Genomic DNA, 17,398 nt, shown 5'->3' with positions numbered 1-17,398 from the left:
ACCGCGTCTGTCAGACGTGTGAAACCGCGACCGGACGGGTGCGCCCGCGGTTTACGGAAAATCGAGCGCGTTCGGGCCGAGGGGCGGTACCAGTCCCTCGGCCGCCGCGCGGGTGAGCAACCCCCGGATCGCCGCATAGCCGTCCTCACCGAGGTCGGCCGTGAACTCGTTGACGTACAGCCCGATGTGCTGGTCGGCGACGGCCGGATCCATTTCCTGCGCGTGCTCCATCACATACGGGCGGGAGGCCTCGGGATCGTCCCAGGCCGCCCGGACCGACGTACGAATGGAATCGGCCAGCAGCGTCAGCTGTTCCGCCCCCAGCGACCGCTTCGCGATGATCGCGCCCAGCGGGATCGGCAGCCCGGTCGTCGCCTCCCAGTGGGCGCCCATGTCCGCGAGCTTGTGCAGCCCGTAGTTCTGGTACGTGAAGCGCGCCTCGTGGATGACGAGTCCCGCGTCGACCTTCCCGTCCCGCACGGCGGGCATGATCTCGTGGAACTGCATGACCACGATCTCGCCGACCCCGCCCCGGATGGTGTCGGCGGCCCACAGCCGGAACAGCAGATACGCCGTCGACCTCTCGCTGGGCACCGCGACCGTCCGGCCGGTCAGGTCGACGCCCGCCTCCCGGGTCAGCACCAGCGGGCCGCAGCCCCGGCCCAGCGCGCCCCCGCAGGGCAGCAGGGCGTACTCGTCGAGGACGTACGGCAGCACCGCGTACGACACCTTCAGCGCGTCGAACTCGCCGCGCTCGGCCATGCCGTTGGTGATGTCGATGTCCGCGAAGGTCACGTCGAACGCGGGCGCACCCGGCACCCGGCCGTGGGCGAGCGCGTCGAAGACGAAGGTGTCGTTGGGGCAGGGGGAGTAGGCGATCTTCAGGGGCTCGGTGATCTTCACGGGCTCAGTGAGGGGGCTCATGTGCATTCCAACTCTCCAGTACCGGCGCTAGCTTCCCGAAGCCCGCCGTGAGGGCTGTCAGCGCGTCGCCGATACGCCAGGCGGCCCGGTCGCGCGGACCGACCGGGTTGGACACCGCGCGCAGCTCCAGCACCGGCACCCCGTGGGCGGCGGCGGCCTCGGCGACCCCGAAGCCCTCCATGGCCTCGGCCAGCGCGTGGGGATGGCGGTCCCGCAGCGCGGCGGCCCCGGCGGCGGTCCCGGTCACGGTCGACACGGTCAGGACGGTGCCGGCGCGTGCCCCGGTCGCCGACACGACCTCCCGTACGAGTGATTCCGGTGGACGGTGGGTGACGGTGCCGAAGCCCAGCTCGGTCACCGGCACGAACCCGTCGGCCGTCTCGGCGCCCAAGTCTGCCGCGGTGATCTCGTCGGCGACGACCAGCGAGCCGACGGGCGCGTGCGGTGCGAAACCACCGGCGATCCCGGCGGAGACGACCAGGTCGTAGGGGGCGCCCTCGAGGGCGGCCGCGGTGAGCGCGGCGGCGGTGGAGGCGGCGGCGAGGGCGGGGCCGACACCGGCGGCGAGGAGGTCGTACCCGCCGGGCAGCCGGTGCGCGACCGCCCCGGGCAGCCGCACCTCCCGGGCGGTCCCCGGGAACGCGTGGGCCACCGCGTCCCGTTCGGCCGGGACGGCGGTGGCTACGAGGACACGCATGACGGGGTGCGGGCGCCGGTCAGGCGTCCGCGTTCTCCAGCTTGAAGTTCCACACACCCTTGAAGTCGGTGCTCTCGGCGGCCTTGTTCTGCTGGACGACGCTGATGTACAGCGTCTTCGGCGCGGCCTGCCCCTGCTGGTCGGCGAACAGGTCGACGCCCTGGAAGGAGTAGTACGTCTTCTTGTACACGCTGGTGACCTGCTGGCCGTTGATCCACAGGGCCCAGCCGGTGTCCGCGATCTTCGGGTCGACGCCGATGCGCAGGGTCTCGCTCTGCGGCACCTCGATCGAGTCCGACGACTTCTTCAGCGCGCACTTGGTGGCCTCTTGGCGGCCGAGGTTCTTGCCGTCGTCGTAGCACTTGGCCTCGGCGCTCACCGAGCTCCCGCCGACCGTGACGGTGGTGCGCGGTGTCGGCTTGTCACAGGCCGACAGGACGAGCAGTCCGGCGGATACGGCGCCGGCGGCGGCGACGGCGCGGCGGCGTCGCACAGCGGATTGCATCGTGGTCATGGGCGAAGGCTATCGGGCAGGCCCCCACACTCCCGTACGCGGGGTACGACGCGGCGCGGGTCGGTGCCCCCGGAAGGGAAGGGCCCTACGCCACCCTCGGCCTCGCCGGTCCTCCGTGGCGGGCCGAGCTCAGCAGGCCACGGACCGTGGTCAGCCAGCCGACGGCGACGAAAGCGGCGCCGACGAAGAGCCCCAGCGTGCCGTTGAGAGGCATCACGATCCCGACCGCGCCGCCGAACACCCAGGACACCTGAAGCAGCGTCTCGGAGCGCGCGAACGCCGACGTACGCACCTGCTCGGGCACGTCCCGCTGGATCAGCGCGTCCAGCGACAGCTTGGCGAGGGCCTGCGCGAACCCGGCGACCGCCGCCAGACACGCCACCAGGAACGCCCCGAAGAAGATCGCCGCCGTGATCGCCACCCCGAGCACGAACGCCACCACCGTCACGATGATGATCTCCGGCGCCCGCGACCGCAGCCACGCCCCGACCGCCGTACCGAGCGCGTTTCCCGTCCCCGCCGCGACGCCCACTATGCCCAGCGACACCGCGGCGCTCTCACCGGTCAGCGGATGCTCCCGCAGCAGGAACGCCAGGAAGAAGATCAGGAAGCCGGAGAGACAGCGCAGGGCGGCGTTGGCGCCGAGGGCGTGGGTGACCGCGATACCGACCGTGCGCAGCCCGGGCCGCTTCACCGGCTTCAGGTGCGGCCCGTGCAGATGGTCCTCGTCCGCGGCGAGCAGCGCCACGTCCTCGCCCTTGGCCGAGTCCACCTTCGGCGGCAGGGAGAAGGACAGGAACGTCCCCGCGACGAAGATCACGAAGGCGCCGTAGAGCGGCCAGCGGGGGCCGATCGCCTGGAGCCCCGCCCCGATCGGCGCGGCGATCCCGGTCGCCAGGAGCCCGCCCAGAGTGACCCGGGAGTTCGCCTTCACCAGGGAGAACTTGGGTGGCAGCAGCCGGGGCACCACGGCACTTCGCACCACGCCGTACCCCTTCGACGCGACCAGCACGCCGAGCGCCGCCGGATACAGCTCGATGCTGCCGGTGACCACCGCGCCGGACAGGACCAGCGCGAGCAGCGCCCGCGCGAGCATCGCGCCCGCCATCGCCGCGCGGCGGCCGTGCGGGAGACGGTCGAGGAGCGGGCCGATCACCGGGGCGAGGATCGTGAAGGGCGCCATGGTGATCGCGAGGTACAGCGCGACCCGGCCCCGCGCCTCGTCGGTGGGGACGGAGAAGAACACGGTGGAGGCGAGCGCGACCGTGATCATCACGTCCCCGGCGCCGTTCACGCCGTGAAGTTCGATGAGTTTGCCGAGCCCGGACTCGCCGGCCCCGTGCGCGTGGGTCACCTTGCGGATGCCGCGGGCGGGTCCGGTCACCGGGCGGTGCAGGGCATGACCGATCGAGCGGAGAGCGCCGCCCACGCGGCCCGATCCGCTGCCTCGACTGCTCCCCCTGATCCCTTTGGACCCACCGACCCCGGTGGCACCTTGGGGCGACTTCGCGGCTGCCACCCCGTCATAGTGCCCCGAGAAAGCCCCGCGTAGTGCAGTTACCGCGCGTATGGACGCGCACTTCTGACGGTGAACAGTCCCGTCGGTGTAGGCCAACCGGCGACGAACAGGTAGCGTGCGTATCTCAGCCATCCCGCAGAATGGGTGGTACAGGTGCGCCCGAGCGTGAGCGGGCGTGGACGTTGACGCGGTCCCCGGGTCCGCTCCGTCCGCCCCGTCGCCGACAGGCAGACGCACCCGAGAGACGGCGTAGGAGAGAAGCGATACCTGTGAGCGCAGCGACCACGCGAAGCCGCACCCCCGACCGCCTGTGCGCCGAGGCCGTCGACCTCGCACGCACCGCCGCCGAGGAGGCCGCCGCGCCAGGCGTGGTCGGCGAGCACTCGGGCCTGATGTCCGAGGGTGACCGGGTCGTCACGCACTTCTTCGAGTGCAAGGAACTCGGGTACCGGGGCTGGCGCTGGGCCGTCACGGTCGCCCGCGCCTCCCGCGCGAAGATCGTCACGCTGGACGAGGTGGTCCTGCTGCCGGGGCCGGACGCCCTGCTGGCGCCGGAGTGGGTGCCGTGGAGCGAGCGTCTGCGGCCGGGCGACATGGGCCCCGGCGACCTGCTCCCGACGGACGCCGAGGACCTGCGTCTGGAGCCCGGCTACTCCGGCGACGACGAGCCGCTGCCCAACGGCCCCGTCTGGGAGGAACTCGCCGAGCTGGCGGAGGCGGAGGACGCGGAGGTCACCGGGAGCACCCCGGCCGGTCTTCCCGCCGTCCCCGCCCGCGGTTCCATCGCCGCGGTCGCCGAGGAACTCGGCATGCGGCGGGCCCGGGTGCTGTCCCGGTACGGCCTGCACATCGCGGCCGACCGCTGGGAGGAGGCGCACGGCGCCAAGACGCCGATGGCGCAGGCGGCGCCCGCGTCGTGCGTCAGCTGCGGGTTCCTCGTCCCGGTCGGAGGGTCCCTGGGGCAGGCCTTCGGAGTCTGCGCCAACGAGTTCTCCCCGGCCGACGGCCGCCTGGTGTCCCTGGCCTACGGCTGCGGAGGACACTCGGAGGCAGCGGTCATGCCGACACCGCCACGGCCCGCCCCGCCGGTGATCGACGAGACGACGGTGGACCCGTTCCCCCTGCGCCCGGCCTCGGACTCGGGTTCCGTGCCGGGGGTCTTCGACGAGGATGCGGCGGAGTTGGGGCACTCGTAGGCGCTGCGGCCGGCTCCGGACTCGGGGTCCGTGCCGGTCGCCTTCGCTACGGCCACGGCTACGGCTACGGCTGCGGGTCCGGCTCGTCCGGCTCGTCCGTGAAGATCTCTTCCCTGGACGGTGCGGTGATGGCTCGGTCGAACCATTGCCTCAGGGTGTCCAGATCGTCGCAGGACGCGATGCGCTCGCGGTCGGCGTCCGAGACGTCCAGGGGCTGGCGCCTGAGCGCGCTAGTTGGCGGCTGAGCGCGGTAGGTGGCCCGCAGGGTAGCGGCCAACCGCCGTTGGGGAGCGGAACGCGCTTACCAGGTGTGGCGGTCGAGCCAGGTGTTGATGCGCTCCGCGGTCTCGCGCCAGCCCGGCTCGAGGAGGACGTTGTGGGAGCGTCCTCGGACGAAGAGGTAGTCGGAGCCGAAGTGGGCGGCGCTGCGGCGGATGGCTTCGGCGGGGACGATCACGTCGTTCTCCGCTGCGATCACCAGCGAGGGTCCGTCGATGCGGGTGCGGTCCACTCGGAGCGAGGTCGACAGCGTTTCCTTGATGGCCATGGCCGACTCCCTGCACAGCAGAGCGTAGTAGCGGCGGGCGTCGTCTTCCGGGCTGCCCTCGAACACCGTCTGCCACGCGGTCTCGAAATCGGGGATGTCGGTCGGCTGCGTGAGGTCGATCGCGGTGTTGGGGTGGAGGCCCACTTCGGCGCTGATGGCAGGGGTGATGTGGACCTGCGCAAGGACGGGGTGCTTCTCTGCGTACTTCAGTCCGACCAGCGCACCCATGCTGTGAGTGATGAGAATCGGCGCGTGCCCGATGTGGTCGACCACGGTCTCCAGCTCTTCCACGGTGTCGGCCATGGAGCGGAGCGTGAACTGGTCTTCCGGCAGGTCCTGGGACCCGCGGTGGTTGAACCAGCTGAACGCGTAAGAGTCGTGGCCGGCGGCGGCGAAGTAGGGCAGGTAGTTCTCCCACGCCCAACTGCCCTGTAGACCGCCATGAACGAAGACGATGGGCGGACCGGACGGGCTGCCTTCCGATGGGACATGCTCGATGAAGACACCATCGATCGTCTTGTTTTCAACCTTCACTGTGATTCCTTCTCGCGGAGTGGGGGCAACGGCGGGGGGAGTGGGGTGCGGTGCCGTGAGCGGAGTTCTCCTGGTTCCGGGGAACCGGAAGAATTTATGGGTGCCCGAGGTCCGCCGAAGGGGCGCTACAGGCTCGAACCCATACGGGGCAATGAAGAGAAAACCGGCTTTAGTCCGCCGGTGGGAGTTCACGCTGTGAGGGGTACTGGCAGGGACCCCCACCCTGCACTTCGGCTTCCTACGCTGGAGCCATGGACAATCGGGCGGAAGTCAGCGCGTTCCTCAAGTCCCGCCGTGGCAAGCTCACCCCCGAGCAGGCGGGCCTGCCGGCGTACGGGCGGCGGCGGGTGCCCGGGCTGCGCCGCGTCGAGGTCGCGATGCTCGCCGGGGTGAGCGTCGAGTACTACACGCGCCTGGAGCGCGGCAACCTCGGCGGTGTCTCCGACAGCGTCCTGGACGCCCTGGCCAAGGCCCTGCGCCTGGACGACACCGAGCGCGACCACCTCCACGCCCTGGCCCGTGCGGCCAATGCCCGGCCGGCGCGCGTGCGCCGCCCGAAGAAGACGGCCGTGCGGCCCAGCGTGCTGCGCATCATCAACGGACTGCACGACCAGCCGGCCTACGTGCGCAACAACCGCATGGACATCCTGGCGGCCAACCCCCTGTCCCGGGCCCTGTACGGGGAGGTGCTGGAGCAGAAGCCGGCCAACACGTGCCGGTACGCCTTCCTCGACCCGCGGGCCACCCGCTTCTTCCCCGAGTGGGAGCGCGTGGCCCGTGACGCGGTGGGGGCGCTGCGGGTCGAGGTCGCCAACAGCCCCTACGACCGCGAGCTGTCCAACCTGATCGGCGAGCTGTCCACCCGCAGTGACGCCTTCCGCACCCTGTGGGGCGCGCACGACGTGCACGCCTTCACCGACGGCATCAAGCGATTCCACCATCCCGTCGTCGGCGAGATGGAACTGGTCCACGAGAGTCTGGACCTGCCCGGTGACGAGGGGCTGTCCATCACCATTCACAGCGCCGCTCCCGGCACCCCGGCCTCGGACGCCCTCCAGTTGCTGGCGGGCTGGGCCGCCAGCCAGGACCGGTCGACGGCCGTCACGCAGGACGACACCGAGAGCTGACCGCTTCCGGCTCGCCGCTCACCCCGATCCCCCTAGTCCACGATGACCGCCGTCACCCGGAGCCTTGCTGAGGGTCGCGGCTGCCTCAGCACGCCTCTGCCGTGCTTCCCCTGCCTGCCGTCGCGGCCCGGCCTGGGGGGTTCTCCCAGTACCCCTCACAGCCGAGACTCCCACCTTCATCCACCTCCTGCCTAGGTTGGACGTATGGACAAGCAGGCCGAAGTCAGCGCATTCCTCAAATCGCGCCGCGCCCGGATCACGCCCGAACAGGCAGGGCTGCCGTCCCACGGAAAGCGCCGGGTACCCGGCCTTCGCCGCGGCGAGGTCGCTCAGCTGGCCAGCATGAGCGTCGAGTACTACACACGCCTGGAACGCGGCAACCTCAGCGGCGTCTCCGAGAGTGTCCTGGACGCCCTGTGCGACGCCCTGCGGCTCGACGACACAGAGCGTGACCACCTGCACGCCCTGGCCCGCGCTGCCAACACCGGCCCCGCGCGTGTCCGACATCGCCCCAAGCGAACGGCTGTGCGGTCCAGCGTGCTGCGGATCATCGAGGGGCTGCACGACCAGCCGGCCTATGTGCGCAACAACCGCCTGGACATCCTCGCGGCCAACCCGCTGGCCCGTGCCCTGCACGCCCCGGTCTTCGAGTCCGAGTCGCCCAACACCTGCCGGTTCGTATTCCTCGACCCGCGCGCCCCGAGCCTCTACCTCGACTGGGAGCGGGTGGCCCGCAACGGGGTCGGTGTTCTACGCGTCGAGGCGGCCAAATACCCCTACGACCGGGAACTGCGCAGCCTGATCGGTGAGCTGTCCATGCGCAGCGACGCCTTCCGCGGAATGTGGGGCGAGCAGGACGTACACACCTACACCAAGGGCACCAAGAGGTTCCTGCACCCGGCGGTGGGCGAGCTGGCACTCACCCACGAAACGCTGGCCCTGCCCGGCGACGACGAACTGTCCATCGCCGTCTACAACGCCGAACCCGGCACCCCAGCCGCCGACGCACTGAAACTCCTGGCCAGCTGGGCCGCCACCCAGAACCAGGAAACGACCGCCGCGCCGGCCGACTCCGAACACTGACACCGGCGCGCCAGGGGCCACGGCCTTTGGCGACGAGGGCGCGCCCGCACATACCCCCCTGCTCCGGCGTCCGCTGCTCCGGCGTCCGCGCACTGTACGACCGACGCCCACCACCCCTGCCCTGTTCACCCCTTCTCAGAAACCCAAGGACATGACGATCAACTTCTCTTTCGACAACAAGGCTGCCCTCGTCACCGGTGCCGGCTCGGGCCTCGGCCTGGCCGCCGCCAAGGCGTTCGCAGAGGCGGGCGCCGCGGTCGCGCTCGCCGACCGTGACCTGGACGCCGTCCAGGCTGCGGCCGAGCAGCTGACGGCGGCCGGACACCGGGCGATCGCCCTCCGCTGCGACGTGGCCGACGAATCCGACGTGGCCCAGGCCGTCGACGAGACGGTGAAGGCGTTCGGCAGTCTGGACGTGGCCTACAACAACGCCGGCATCCAGGCCCCGGTCAGCGAGATGGCGGACGCCGACGGCGACGACTTCGACCGCGTGATCGCGGTCAACCTCCGCGGTGTCTGGAACTGCATGAAGCACGAGCTGCGCCAGATGCGCGAGCAGGGCGACGGAGCGATCGTCAACTGCTCCTCCACGGGCGGCGTCGTCGGTACCGGGGGACTGGGCGCCTACACCGCCTCCAAGCACGCCGTGATCGGCCTGACCCGCAGTGCCGCTCTGGAGTACGCCACCCGCGGCATCCGCGTCAACGCGATCTGCCCGGGCGTCACCGAGACCCCCATGGTCGCCAACGCGATCGCCGAGGCGCCCGAACACATGGCGGCAATCATCAACGAGATCCCCATGAAGCGCTCCGGCAGTGTCGAGGAGATCGCCTCCGCCGTGCTGTGGTTGTCCAGCCCGGGAGCCGCCTTCACCACAGGCCAGGCACTCGTCGTCGACGGCGGCTTCACCGTCAAGTAGTCACCAGCGGCGCGGTACCGCCGGGACACCGGCCGTACCGCCTGAGCCGCTGAGCGCGGCTTCCCGCGCTCACCCCGGGACCCGTTTCCGCAAGACCCGCACCTTGTTCTCGACATCCCCTGAGAGAGGAAGCATGACAACGCGAGGAGGAACCCTCCACGCCCCCGCAGACCACCGGGCCACTGAACACGAGCACCGGCCCGCCCGGCTTCCGCTCGTCGTGTACGTGCTGGCGCTCGGCACGTTCCTGATGGGCACGACCGAGTTCGTGGTGGCCGGTCTGCTGCCCGAGATCGCAAGTGACGTGCATGTCACCGTCGCGCGGGCCGGGCTGCTGATCACCGTCTTCGCCGTCGGAATGATCGTCGGCGCACCCCTGATGGCGATGCTGACGTTGCGCCTTCCCAAGCGGTGGACGCTGCTCCTCGCGCTGGGCATCTTCGCGGCCGGTCACGTCATCGTGGCCCTGGCCTCCGGCTTCGCGCTCATTCTGGCGGCCAGGTTTCTGACCGCTCTGGCGACCGGAGCGTTCTGGGCGGTGGGCAACGTGGTCGCCACCCGTGCCGCGGGACCCGCCGCCAGTTCCCGGGCCCTGGGCACCGTGGGCGCAGGGGCGATGCTCGCCAACGTCGTCGGTGTACCCCTGGGCGCCTTCGCCGGACAGCTGATGGGCTGGCGGGGCCCGTTCTGGGCGCTCGCCGTCCTGGGGGCCGCTGCCATGGTGTTCATCGCCCGGCAGGTTCCGCATGACACCCAGGACGACCAAGCGGTCTCGATCCGTTCCGAGCTGTCGGCTCTGCGCTCAGGACGCCTGTGGCTGGTCCTGGCAGCCTGCATGACCACGACCGGCGGCGTGATGTCGACCTACACCTACATCTTGCCGCTGCTGACCGACCGAGCCCATGTGGCGGGCGCACTGGTGCCGCTGGTCCTGGTCGGGTTCGGGGTCGGCGCCCTGGTGGGCTTCCTCGTGGGAGGCCGACTGGGGGACCGTCGTCCGTACCTGACGGCGATCACCGCCCCCGCGGTGACGACGGTCCTGCTCGCAGGGCTGTGCCTGCTGTCCGGGCAAGCCGCCCCCACGATCGCGCTGGTGGCCCTGCTGGGACTGTTCGGGCTCGGTGCCAATCCCGTACTCATCGCCCTGGGCGTCCGTTTCGCCGGCCGGGCCCCGACCCTGGGGTCGGCGCTGACCGTGTCGGCGTTCAACCTCGGCACCGCCATCGGCTCCTGGATCGCCGGTTTCGCCCTCGAATCCTCCCTCGGAGCTACGGGCCCGGCCGTCGTCGGCACCGTCATCGCCGCCCTGACCCTGATCCCCGCGATCACCATCGCAGTCACCCACCGGACCCGCCCGGGGCAGTCACCACGCACCTGACCACACCAACCACCAGCACCCCCCGGAGAAGCAAGGAGCATCCATGAGGTACCGCACACTCGGCAGCTCGGACCTGGAGGTCTCGGAGATCTCGCTCGGGTCCTGGCTCACCTACTCCGGCGGCATCGAGGCCGACAAGACCCGCGCCTGCACCGAGGCGGCGTTCGACGCGGGCATCAACTTCTTCGACACCGCCAATGTCTATGGCCAAGGAGCCGCGGAGACGGCCTGGGGCGAGATCCTCTCCACCCACCCCCGTGACTCCTACATTCTGGCCACCAAGGTCTGGGGCCGGATGTCCGACGACCCGGCCGACCAGGGCCTGTCGCCGGACCAGATCGCCAAGCAGATCGACGCCTCCCTCACTCGCCTGCAAACCGACCATGTCGACCTGTACCAGGCGCACCGCTTCGACCCCGCCGTGCCGATCGAGGACACGATCGAGGCGTTCCAGAAGGTGGTCGAGCAGGGCAAGGCCCGCTACATCGGCTTCAGCGAGTGGACCCCCGAGCAGATCCGGGCCGCGATCGACATCGCCGGCGCCGAGCTGTTCGTCTCCTCCCAGCCGCAGTACTCCATGCTGTGGCGGGCCCCCGAGGCCGAGGTCTTCGGTCTGTGCGCCGTGAACGGCATCTCCCAGATCGTCTGGTCCCCGCTTGCCCAGGGAGTCCTCACCGGCAAGTACAAGCCCGGACAGCCCGTGCCAGAGGGCAGCAGGTTCGCCTCCGCCGACATGGCCGTCTCCAAGGACCTGGTCTACAGCGACGCCGCCCTCGAAGCAGTCCAGCGTCTCGTCCTGATTGCCGAACAGGCGGGGATGAGCATGCCCACTCTCGCCCTCGCCTGGGTCCTGCGCCGCACCGAGGTCGCCTCCGCCATCACCGGCGCCTCTCGCCCCGAGCAAGTTCACGCCAATGCCGCCGCCTCCGGGGTGAACCTCTCCGACGACCTGCTGGCCGCCGCCGACGAGGCCCTCGGCGGCGTCCCGATCACCAGGCCAACCCTTGCTCCCAACGCCCAACCCGGTATCAAGCACCGCTGACCGACTGCCTGCCGGCCCCACCTGGGTCGGACCCTGAGGTCGGCACATGCACACGGGCAGTGAGCGGGAAAATTCCTCGGTGGTCAGGCCCTCGATCGGGATCGCTAGTCCCGGCCGGGGGCCGTCGCCTGTCTGCGGTCGTCTGGGGTCTGCGGTCGTCTGGGTGATGCCGCGCTGAGCGTAAGGCCGACAACCCGTCCCAAATCCAGCCGAGTTGGCAGCAGCAGCGAGGGCGACTCCTGCGTAGAGGTGGCCCTGGACTGGTCCAAGAGCAGCCACAGCAGCGGCCCGGACGGTGACTCCTGCGTCGAGATCGCCGCCACCCCCCACACCATCCACGTCCGCGACTCCAAGCACACCGACGGCCCCCGGCTCGCGCTCGCGCCACAGGCCTGGTCGGGCTTCGTGGTGTACGCCGCCAGGGGCTGACACCGGACGGTCCGCTTCCTGCTCCTCGGTCGATGGGCGGTACCTTCATCATCACGCCGATGAGGAGAGTGTGACCGTGAGCAAGTTCGTGCGGCCCGCAGCCGAGGGTGCCGATCCGTTCGGGACGGCCCGTCTTCGGCGCGGAGTACTCGACGCCTGGGCCACCAGCCCCGCCCGGTTCCGTGAGGACGCCAACGCCGAGGAGGACCTCGCCCTCGGTGGCTACCGGGACCGGCTCGTCGTGGAGCTCGCTCAGAACGCCGCCGACGCCGCGGCCCGGGCGGGTGTCCCGGGCAGGCTCCGGCTCACCCTCCGCGACGGTGTCCTGGTCGCCGCGAACACCGGCGCCGCCCTGGACGCGGCCGGTGTCGAGTCGCTGGCCACGCTCCGTGCCTCCGCCAAACGCGGCACCGACGAGTCCACCATCGGCCGCTTCGGCGTCGGCTTCGCCGCCGTTCTGTCCGTCACCGACGAGCCCGCGGTCGTGGGCCGGCACGGCGGTGTCCGCTGGTCCCTCGCCGAGGCCCGGGAGCTGGCCGCCGACGTCGCCCGGCACAGCCCGGGGCTGGGGGACGAGGTCCGCCGGCGGGACGGACACGTACCCCTGCTGCGGCTCCCGTTCCCCGCCGAGGGCGCCGCCCCCGACCCGTACGACACCGCCGTCATCCTGCCGCTGCGCGACCCGGCCGCCGCCGACCTCGCCGAACGCCTGCTGAACAGCGTGGACGACGCCCTGCTGCTGGCCCTGCCGGGGCTGGCGGAGGTCGTGATCGAGAGCGGCGACCACGCCCCGCGCACCCTGAGCCGTCACACCGACGGCGCCTTCACCGTCGTAGCGGACTCGCGGGACGGTACGACCCGGTGGCACACGGCCGCCGCGCACGGCCCGCTCACCCCCGACCTGCTCGCCGACCGCCCCGTGGAGGAGCGACTGCGGCCGCACTGGTCGGTCACCTGGGCCGTGCCCGTCGACGAGGACGGCGCCCCGGACCGCCCCCGCACCAGCCCCGTCGTACACGCCCCCACCCCCAGCGACGAGCCCCTCGGGGTGCCCGCCCTGCTCATCGCGTCCTTCCCGCTGGACACCACCCGCCGGCACGCGGCCCCCGGCCCGCTGACCGACTTCCTGGTGCAGCGCGCGGCGGACGCGTACGCCGGACTCCTCGCCGGCTGGCGGCCGGTGACCGCCGGCGTCATCGACCTGGTGCCCGGCCCGCTGGGCAAGGGGGAGCTGGACGGGGCGCTGCGGCAGGCGATCCTGGAGCGGCTGCCGCGTACCGCCTTCCTGCCGCCCGCCGCAGAGCGTTCGGCACAGGACTCCGACGACGACGCGCTGCCGGAGGCGCTGCGGCCCCGCGACGCCGAGGTGGTGGAGGGCGCGGGCGCCGAGACCGTGCGGGTCCTCGCCGAGGTGCTGCCCACCATCCTCCCCGCCGGGCTCGAACGACGCGTAGAGCTGCGGACGTTGGGTGTCGCCCGGGTCCCGCTGACGGACGCCGTGGACCGGCTGGCCGGGCTGGAGAAGGCCCCGGACTGGTGGCGGCGGCTCTACGACAGCCTGGCGGGCGTGGACCCTGACCGGCTGTCCGGGCTGCCCGTGCCGCTCGCCGACGGGAGGACGACGATCGGGCCCCGGCAGGTCCTGCTGCCCACCTCCGACGGCGCCCCCGTCGACCCCGAGATCCTGGCCCGGCTCGGCCTCAAGGTGGCCCACCCGGACGCCGCCCACCCGCTCCTGGAGAAGCTCGGCGCCCTGCCTGCGACGCCGCGCGCGGTGCTGACCACCCCGCAGGTCCGGGCCGCCGTAGCCGCCTCCCTCGACGACGACGGCGGGCTGGACTGGGAGCAGGCCGCACCCGACGCCGAGGAACTGGCCGACACGGTCCTCGCACTCGTACGGGAGGCGGGCCTGGAGCCCGGCGACGAACCCTGGCTCGGCGCCCTCGCGCTGCCCGACGAGGACGGCGAACTCGCTCCCGCGGGCGAGCTCGTACTGCCCGGCAGCCCCTTCCACCAGGTGATGCGCGAGGACGAACTCGCCACCGTGGAAGCGGAGTTGGCCGAGAAGTGGGGCGAGCAGCCGTTGGCCGCCTGCGGGGTGCTCGCCACCTTCGCCCTCGTCCGCGCCACCGACGTCGTCCTGGACCCCGACGAACTGGAGCCCCGCGAAGGGGACTTCGCCGAACCCGACGACCCCGGTCTGCTGGACGCCGTGGACGTGTGGTGCGAGGACATCCTCGACCGGTTCCCGGACACGCCCGTACCGCCGGTCGCCACGGAGCTGGTCGCCGTACGGGATCTGGATCTGGTGGACGAGGACAAGTGGCCCCAGGCGCTGGCCCTGCTGTCGCAGCCCCCGCTGCGTGACGCCCTCGTCCAGCCCGTGCGGATCCTGCTGCCCGACGGCACGCACGAGGTCGTACGGCCCTACACGGCCTGGTGGTTGCGCGGGAACCCCGTCCTCGACGGCCGTCGCCCCGCCGGTCTGCTGGCCGCCGGCGGTGACCCCCTCCTGCGCGGGCTCTACGACGAGGCCGACGCGACCGGCTTTGACGACGAACAGGTACTGCGGGCGCTGGGCGTCCGTACGTCGGTCGCCGCCCTGCTGGAGGAGCCCGGCGGCGCCGCCGAACTGCTGCACCGCCTCGCCGACCCGGACCGTGAGGTCACCGGCGCCCAACTGCACGCCCTCTACAGCGCCCTGGCGGACCTGGACCCCGAACAGGTCACCCTCCCGGACGAGTTGCGGGCCGTGATCGACGGACGGGTCGAGGTCGTGGACGCCGCCGACGCCGTGGTCGTCGACTCACCCGACCTGCTGCCCTTCACGGAGGGCGTCCCGCTCCTGCCCGTACGCCCGGCCCGGGCCGCCGAGTTGGCGGAACTGTTCCAGGTGCGACGCCTGAGCGAGTCCGTCACCGGCGAGGTCGACTCCAAGGGCACCGAGCACGAGGTCCCGGAGCCGGTACGGGTCCTCCTGGGCGCCCGCACCCCCTCGACCTACGTCGAACACGAGGAACTCGTCGTGTCCGGGATCGACTTGGACTGGCGCCTGACGACGGACGGCACTCTGCACGCGGCGACCCTGGAAGGCGTGGCCGCCGGCCTCGCCTGGGCGGCGGGCCAGTGGCCCCGGCGGTTCGAAGTGGCGGCACTGCTGGAGGACCCGTCACGGACGGGGGAGCTGGCGCGGGACCGCTGGTTCGACTGAGCCTGGCCGATTGAGCGGGACGGCCGCTTCGCCGGAAGGCCCTGGTTCCGGCGGAGCGACCTTCTTTCGCGGTCGCGGTTGATGCACTGCTCACAGTGTTGCGCTGCTTGTAGGCCTCCCCGGTCGAAGGCACCGGACGGTCGGAAAGGCGCGGCTATGTGCTGGCCACACCATCAACCGGGTCGATCGATGCCCACCATCCCATCACCCGGTCGGCCATGGCTTCCGGCCGCACGCCCAGAGGGTCGAGACCGAAGTGATCTTCCAGCTGGTGCCGCAGGAATTCACTGATCTCGGTCCGGCCGGCGCCGGAACCGAGCCGCTGGAGGAGAGGGGCGAGTATGCAGTCGTACTCGTCCCGCACGTCGTCAGCGACGCCCACCGGATCCCACTCGTTGAGCAGATGCCGCAGGTGGTCCTCGGTGGAGGTGTTCCAGGGGCTCATCGTCCCAGGCTGCCACCCGGAACGACCGCCGTCAGCCACCTGCTGATCCAAACGAAACTGCCTGGCCGGGCGTATCACCTGACCGTGGTCCGGCACCCGGTGGTCTCTCAGAGCGAAGTTGGTTCGCTGCGGTGTCGCTCGGCAGGGTGAGCACGGCGGTGGTGCCGCCGCCGGGGGTCTCTTCGAGGCGGAGGCTGCCGCCGTGGGCTGTGGCGATCCGATGGCAGGTGGCCAGCCCGATGCCGGAGCCTTCGATGCCGTTGTCCAGACGTGTGAACATGTCCATCACACGCTGCCGGTCCTGCGGCGGGATGCCGCGGCCGTTGTCGATGACGGCGATGTCCCAAGCGTGCGGGTGAGGTTCGGCGGTGAGGGCGATCTGGCATGGTCGTTCGGGTTTGCGGAATTTGAGGGCGTTGCTGACGAGGTTCTGCACCAGCACGCGCAGTTGGGTCGGGTCGGCGCTCAGGATGGGCAGTCTCTCGACTGTCACGCGCGCGCCGTGGGTGCGGATGGGGCTGTCGAGGTCCTCGATGACGGCGTGGACGAGGGCGTTCAGGTCGACGGTTTCGAGGTGGAGTTGTCCGCCCGCGCCGGCCAGGGCGAGCACGTCCTCGATCATGGTGCGCATGCGGTTGGCGGACCTGATGACCCGTTGGGCGCAGAACGAGGCGTCGGGGTCGCCGGCGATCGCCGGGATGTCGATGAGGTTGTCGGCGTGACCGAGGATGCCGGTCAGCGGGTTCCTCAGGTCGTGGCTGACCTGTCCGGCGAACTGCTGCAGGGCGGAGTTGGAGCGTTCGAGTTCCGCGCGTGCTTCGTCGGCGGCTTGCAGGGCTTGGTGCAGCAGCCTCTGGTGACGATGCAGGTCGAGGACGTCGACGACCATGCCGGCCAGCTTGTCCAGCGCGTCGCGTTGCGAGGCGGTGAGGCGGCGGACCTCGGTGTCGAAGACACAGAGGGTGCCCAGGACTGGTCCTTCGGGGGCCCGAAGCTGGGAGGCGGCGTAGAAGCGGATGTCGCCGAGGGCGCCGCTGACGTAGGGGTTGTCCGCGTAGCGAGGGTCCAGTCTGGCGTCCGGGACGAACACCGGCTCCGGCTCGACGATGGTGACCGCGCACATGGAGTCCCTTCGGGCGCACTGCGTCGGTTCGAAGCCGAGGGAGGCGATCAGGTTGGCGTGCTCGGCGGAGATGATGTTGATCACCGCGTGGGGGACCTGGCAGGTGTAGGCGGCGAGTTCGACGAGTGACGCCAGGTCCGGTGGAGCCGATGCCGCCAGGATGCCGTACCGCTCAAGGACACGCAGCCGCTCGGGCTCATCAGCTGTCACCGGGAACGATGCTGCGGCCACGGTGGTCGTCCCTTCCTGCCCGGTCGATGTCGAAAGATCGTTCCCCATGCGACGCCCGCAGCAACGGCGTCACCGTGCGGATCACCCGGGCCGACTAGAGACTCGGTCCCGGCATGGATGACGGCCGCTGTGCCGGGCCGCTGCTGAGCCCGAAGATGTGGAAGACGACTCGACGTCGTACGGGGCCCGACGGGCTCCCATGCCTCTCCGGCGGGGATCACCGGCCGGCCCTGGCCGACACCGACTCGCCCCGGACACTGAGCTGCCGCGGGCTGACGGGCTCGACGATGCGGTCGTCAGCGCCCGCTGCAAGAGCCGGATGTCCAGCAACGACGCGTGGTCGCGGCCGTCCGCGCCGCTCAGCTCCCGCACCGATGTGCAGTCGCGTATTTGTCACGATCACTGGTTTCACGATCGCGTAATTCCCCACCTGTGGCTGAGTCCGTGACAGGCGGCCCGAGAACCCGCCGGTCGTTGGG

At 71.1% G+C, this 17,398-nt stretch carries 15 protein-coding genes; 8 read left to right on the top strand and 7 right to left on the bottom strand.

Annotated features, from left to right (window positions below):
* Nucleotides 1-51: 51 nt before the first annotated feature.
* From ACFYRY_RS21655 to ACFYRY_RS21640, 4 genes are all read right to left on the bottom strand, one after another.
* A complete protein-coding gene (locus ACFYRY_RS21655; protein ID WP_389147807.1) occupies nt 52-924 on the bottom strand; it encodes a 1,4-dihydroxy-6-naphthoate synthase in 873 nt (290 codons plus the stop codon).
* Nucleotides 908-1,621, bottom strand: coding sequence for a futalosine hydrolase (locus tag ACFYRY_RS21650; RefSeq protein WP_389147804.1), 714 nt, complete (start codon nt 1,619-1,621; stop codon nt 908-910). The genes ACFYRY_RS21655 and ACFYRY_RS21650 overlap by 17 nt, the downstream gene beginning before the upstream one ends.
* 19 nt (nt 1,622-1,640) lie before the next feature.
* Nucleotides 1,641-2,135: a hypothetical protein gene (locus ACFYRY_RS21645; protein ID WP_389147802.1), complete on the bottom strand. Its 495-nt coding sequence runs from the start codon at nt 2,133-2,135 to the stop codon at nt 1,641-1,643.
* A gap of 85 nt (nt 2,136-2,220) precedes the next feature.
* A complete protein-coding gene (locus ACFYRY_RS21640; RefSeq protein ID WP_389147799.1) occupies nt 2,221-3,654 on the bottom strand; it encodes an MFS transporter in 1,434 nt (477 codons plus the stop codon).
* Between the two features lie 269 nt (nt 3,655-3,923).
* Between ACFYRY_RS21640 and ACFYRY_RS21635 the strand changes: the two genes are divergently transcribed.
* Nucleotides 3,924-4,850, top strand: coding sequence for a DUF3027 domain-containing protein (locus ACFYRY_RS21635; RefSeq protein WP_389147796.1), 927 nt, complete (start codon nt 3,924-3,926; stop codon nt 4,848-4,850).
* Nucleotides 4,851-5,151: 301 nt separating this feature from the next.
* On the opposite strand, the gene ACFYRY_RS21630 is transcribed toward ACFYRY_RS21635, so the two are convergent.
* Nucleotides 5,152-5,931 (bottom strand): alpha/beta hydrolase, encoded by a 780-nt coding sequence (locus ACFYRY_RS21630; RefSeq protein WP_389147794.1) that lies wholly within the window; start codon nt 5,929-5,931, stop codon nt 5,152-5,154.
* Nucleotides 5,932-6,182: 251 nt separating this feature from the next.
* Between ACFYRY_RS21630 and ACFYRY_RS21625 the strand changes: the two genes are divergently transcribed.
* From ACFYRY_RS21625 to ACFYRY_RS21595, 7 genes are all read left to right on the top strand, one after another.
* Entirely contained in the window at nt 6,183-7,058 is an 876-nt protein-coding gene (locus tag ACFYRY_RS21625) for a helix-turn-helix transcriptional regulator (protein WP_389147791.1), read from the top strand.
* A gap of 204 nt (nt 7,059-7,262) precedes the next feature.
* Nucleotides 7,263-8,141 carry a helix-turn-helix transcriptional regulator gene (locus tag ACFYRY_RS21620; RefSeq protein ID WP_389147788.1) on the top strand — a complete coding sequence of 293 codons (879 nt, stop codon included), beginning with the start codon at nt 7,263-7,265 and terminating at the stop codon, nt 8,139-8,141.
* A gap of 151 nt (nt 8,142-8,292) precedes the next feature.
* Nucleotides 8,293-9,060, top strand: coding sequence for an SDR family NAD(P)-dependent oxidoreductase (locus ACFYRY_RS21615; RefSeq protein ID WP_389147785.1), 768 nt, complete (start codon nt 8,293-8,295; stop codon nt 9,058-9,060).
* A 133-nt stretch (nt 9,061-9,193) separates the two neighbouring features.
* On the top strand, nt 9,194-10,438 hold the full coding sequence (locus ACFYRY_RS21610; RefSeq protein ID WP_389147782.1) for an MFS transporter: 1,245 nt from the start codon (nt 9,194-9,196) through the stop codon (nt 10,436-10,438).
* 43 nt (nt 10,439-10,481) lie between these two features.
* Nucleotides 10,482-11,480 carry an aldo/keto reductase family protein gene (locus ACFYRY_RS21605; protein WP_389147780.1) on the top strand — a complete coding sequence of 333 codons (999 nt, stop codon included), beginning with the start codon at nt 10,482-10,484 and terminating at the stop codon, nt 11,478-11,480.
* Between the two features lie 249 nt (nt 11,481-11,729).
* A complete protein-coding gene (locus ACFYRY_RS21600) occupies nt 11,730-11,909 on the top strand; it encodes a DUF397 domain-containing protein (protein ID WP_389147777.1) in 180 nt (59 codons plus the stop codon).
* A gap of 76 nt (nt 11,910-11,985) precedes the next feature.
* Nucleotides 11,986-15,120 carry a sacsin N-terminal ATP-binding-like domain-containing protein gene (locus ACFYRY_RS21595; RefSeq protein WP_389147774.1) on the top strand — a complete coding sequence of 1,045 codons (3,135 nt, stop codon included), beginning with the start codon at nt 11,986-11,988 and terminating at the stop codon, nt 15,118-15,120.
* Between the two features lie 154 nt (nt 15,121-15,274).
* Here the strand turns inward: ACFYRY_RS21595 and ACFYRY_RS21590 are convergent, their stop codons facing one another.
* A complete protein-coding gene (locus tag ACFYRY_RS21590; protein WP_389147771.1) occupies nt 15,275-15,565 on the bottom strand; it encodes a hypothetical protein in 291 nt (96 codons plus the stop codon).
* 31 nt (nt 15,566-15,596) lie between these two features.
* Complete coding sequence (locus tag ACFYRY_RS21585) at nt 15,597-16,898, bottom strand: ATP-binding protein (protein WP_389147768.1); 1,302 nt, start codon at nt 16,896-16,898, stop codon at nt 15,597-15,599.
* Between the last annotated feature and the right edge of the window lie 500 nt (nt 16,899-17,398).

The sequence above is a fragment of the Streptomyces sp. NPDC005263 genome (assembly GCF_042872365.1).
In the GTDB taxonomy this organism is placed as follows: Bacteria; Actinomycetota; Actinomycetes; order Streptomycetales; family Streptomycetaceae; genus Streptomyces.
This window is presented reverse-complemented; position numbering and strand designations above follow the sequence as displayed.

Excerpts from the sequence above, each read along its gene's own strand:
- ACFYRY_RS21650 (WP_389147804.1), bottom strand. The coding sequence starts at position 1,621 with ATGCGTGTCCTCGTAGCCACCGCCGTCCCGGCCGAACGGGACGCGGTG.
- ACFYRY_RS21645 (WP_389147802.1), bottom strand. The coding sequence starts at position 2,135 with ATGACCACGATGCAATCCGCTGTGCGACGCCGCCGCGCCGTCGCCGCC.
- ACFYRY_RS21615 (WP_389147785.1), top strand. The coding sequence starts at position 8,293 with ATGACGATCAACTTCTCTTTCGACAACAAGGCTGCCCTCGTCACCGGT.
- ACFYRY_RS21655 (WP_389147807.1), bottom strand. The coding sequence starts at position 924 with ATGAGCCCCCTCACTGAGCCCGTGAAGATCACCGAGCCCCTGAAGATC.
- ACFYRY_RS21590 (WP_389147771.1), bottom strand. The coding sequence starts at position 15,565 with ATGAGCCCCTGGAACACCTCCACCGAGGACCACCTGCGGCATCTGCTC.
- ACFYRY_RS21610 (WP_389147782.1), top strand. The coding sequence starts at position 9,194 with ATGACAACGCGAGGAGGAACCCTCCACGCCCCCGCAGACCACCGGGCC.
- ACFYRY_RS21605 (WP_389147780.1), top strand. The coding sequence starts at position 10,482 with ATGAGGTACCGCACACTCGGCAGCTCGGACCTGGAGGTCTCGGAGATC.
- ACFYRY_RS21620 (WP_389147788.1), top strand. The coding sequence starts at position 7,263 with ATGGACAAGCAGGCCGAAGTCAGCGCATTCCTCAAATCGCGCCGCGCC.
- ACFYRY_RS21625 (WP_389147791.1), top strand. The coding sequence starts at position 6,183 with ATGGACAATCGGGCGGAAGTCAGCGCGTTCCTCAAGTCCCGCCGTGGC.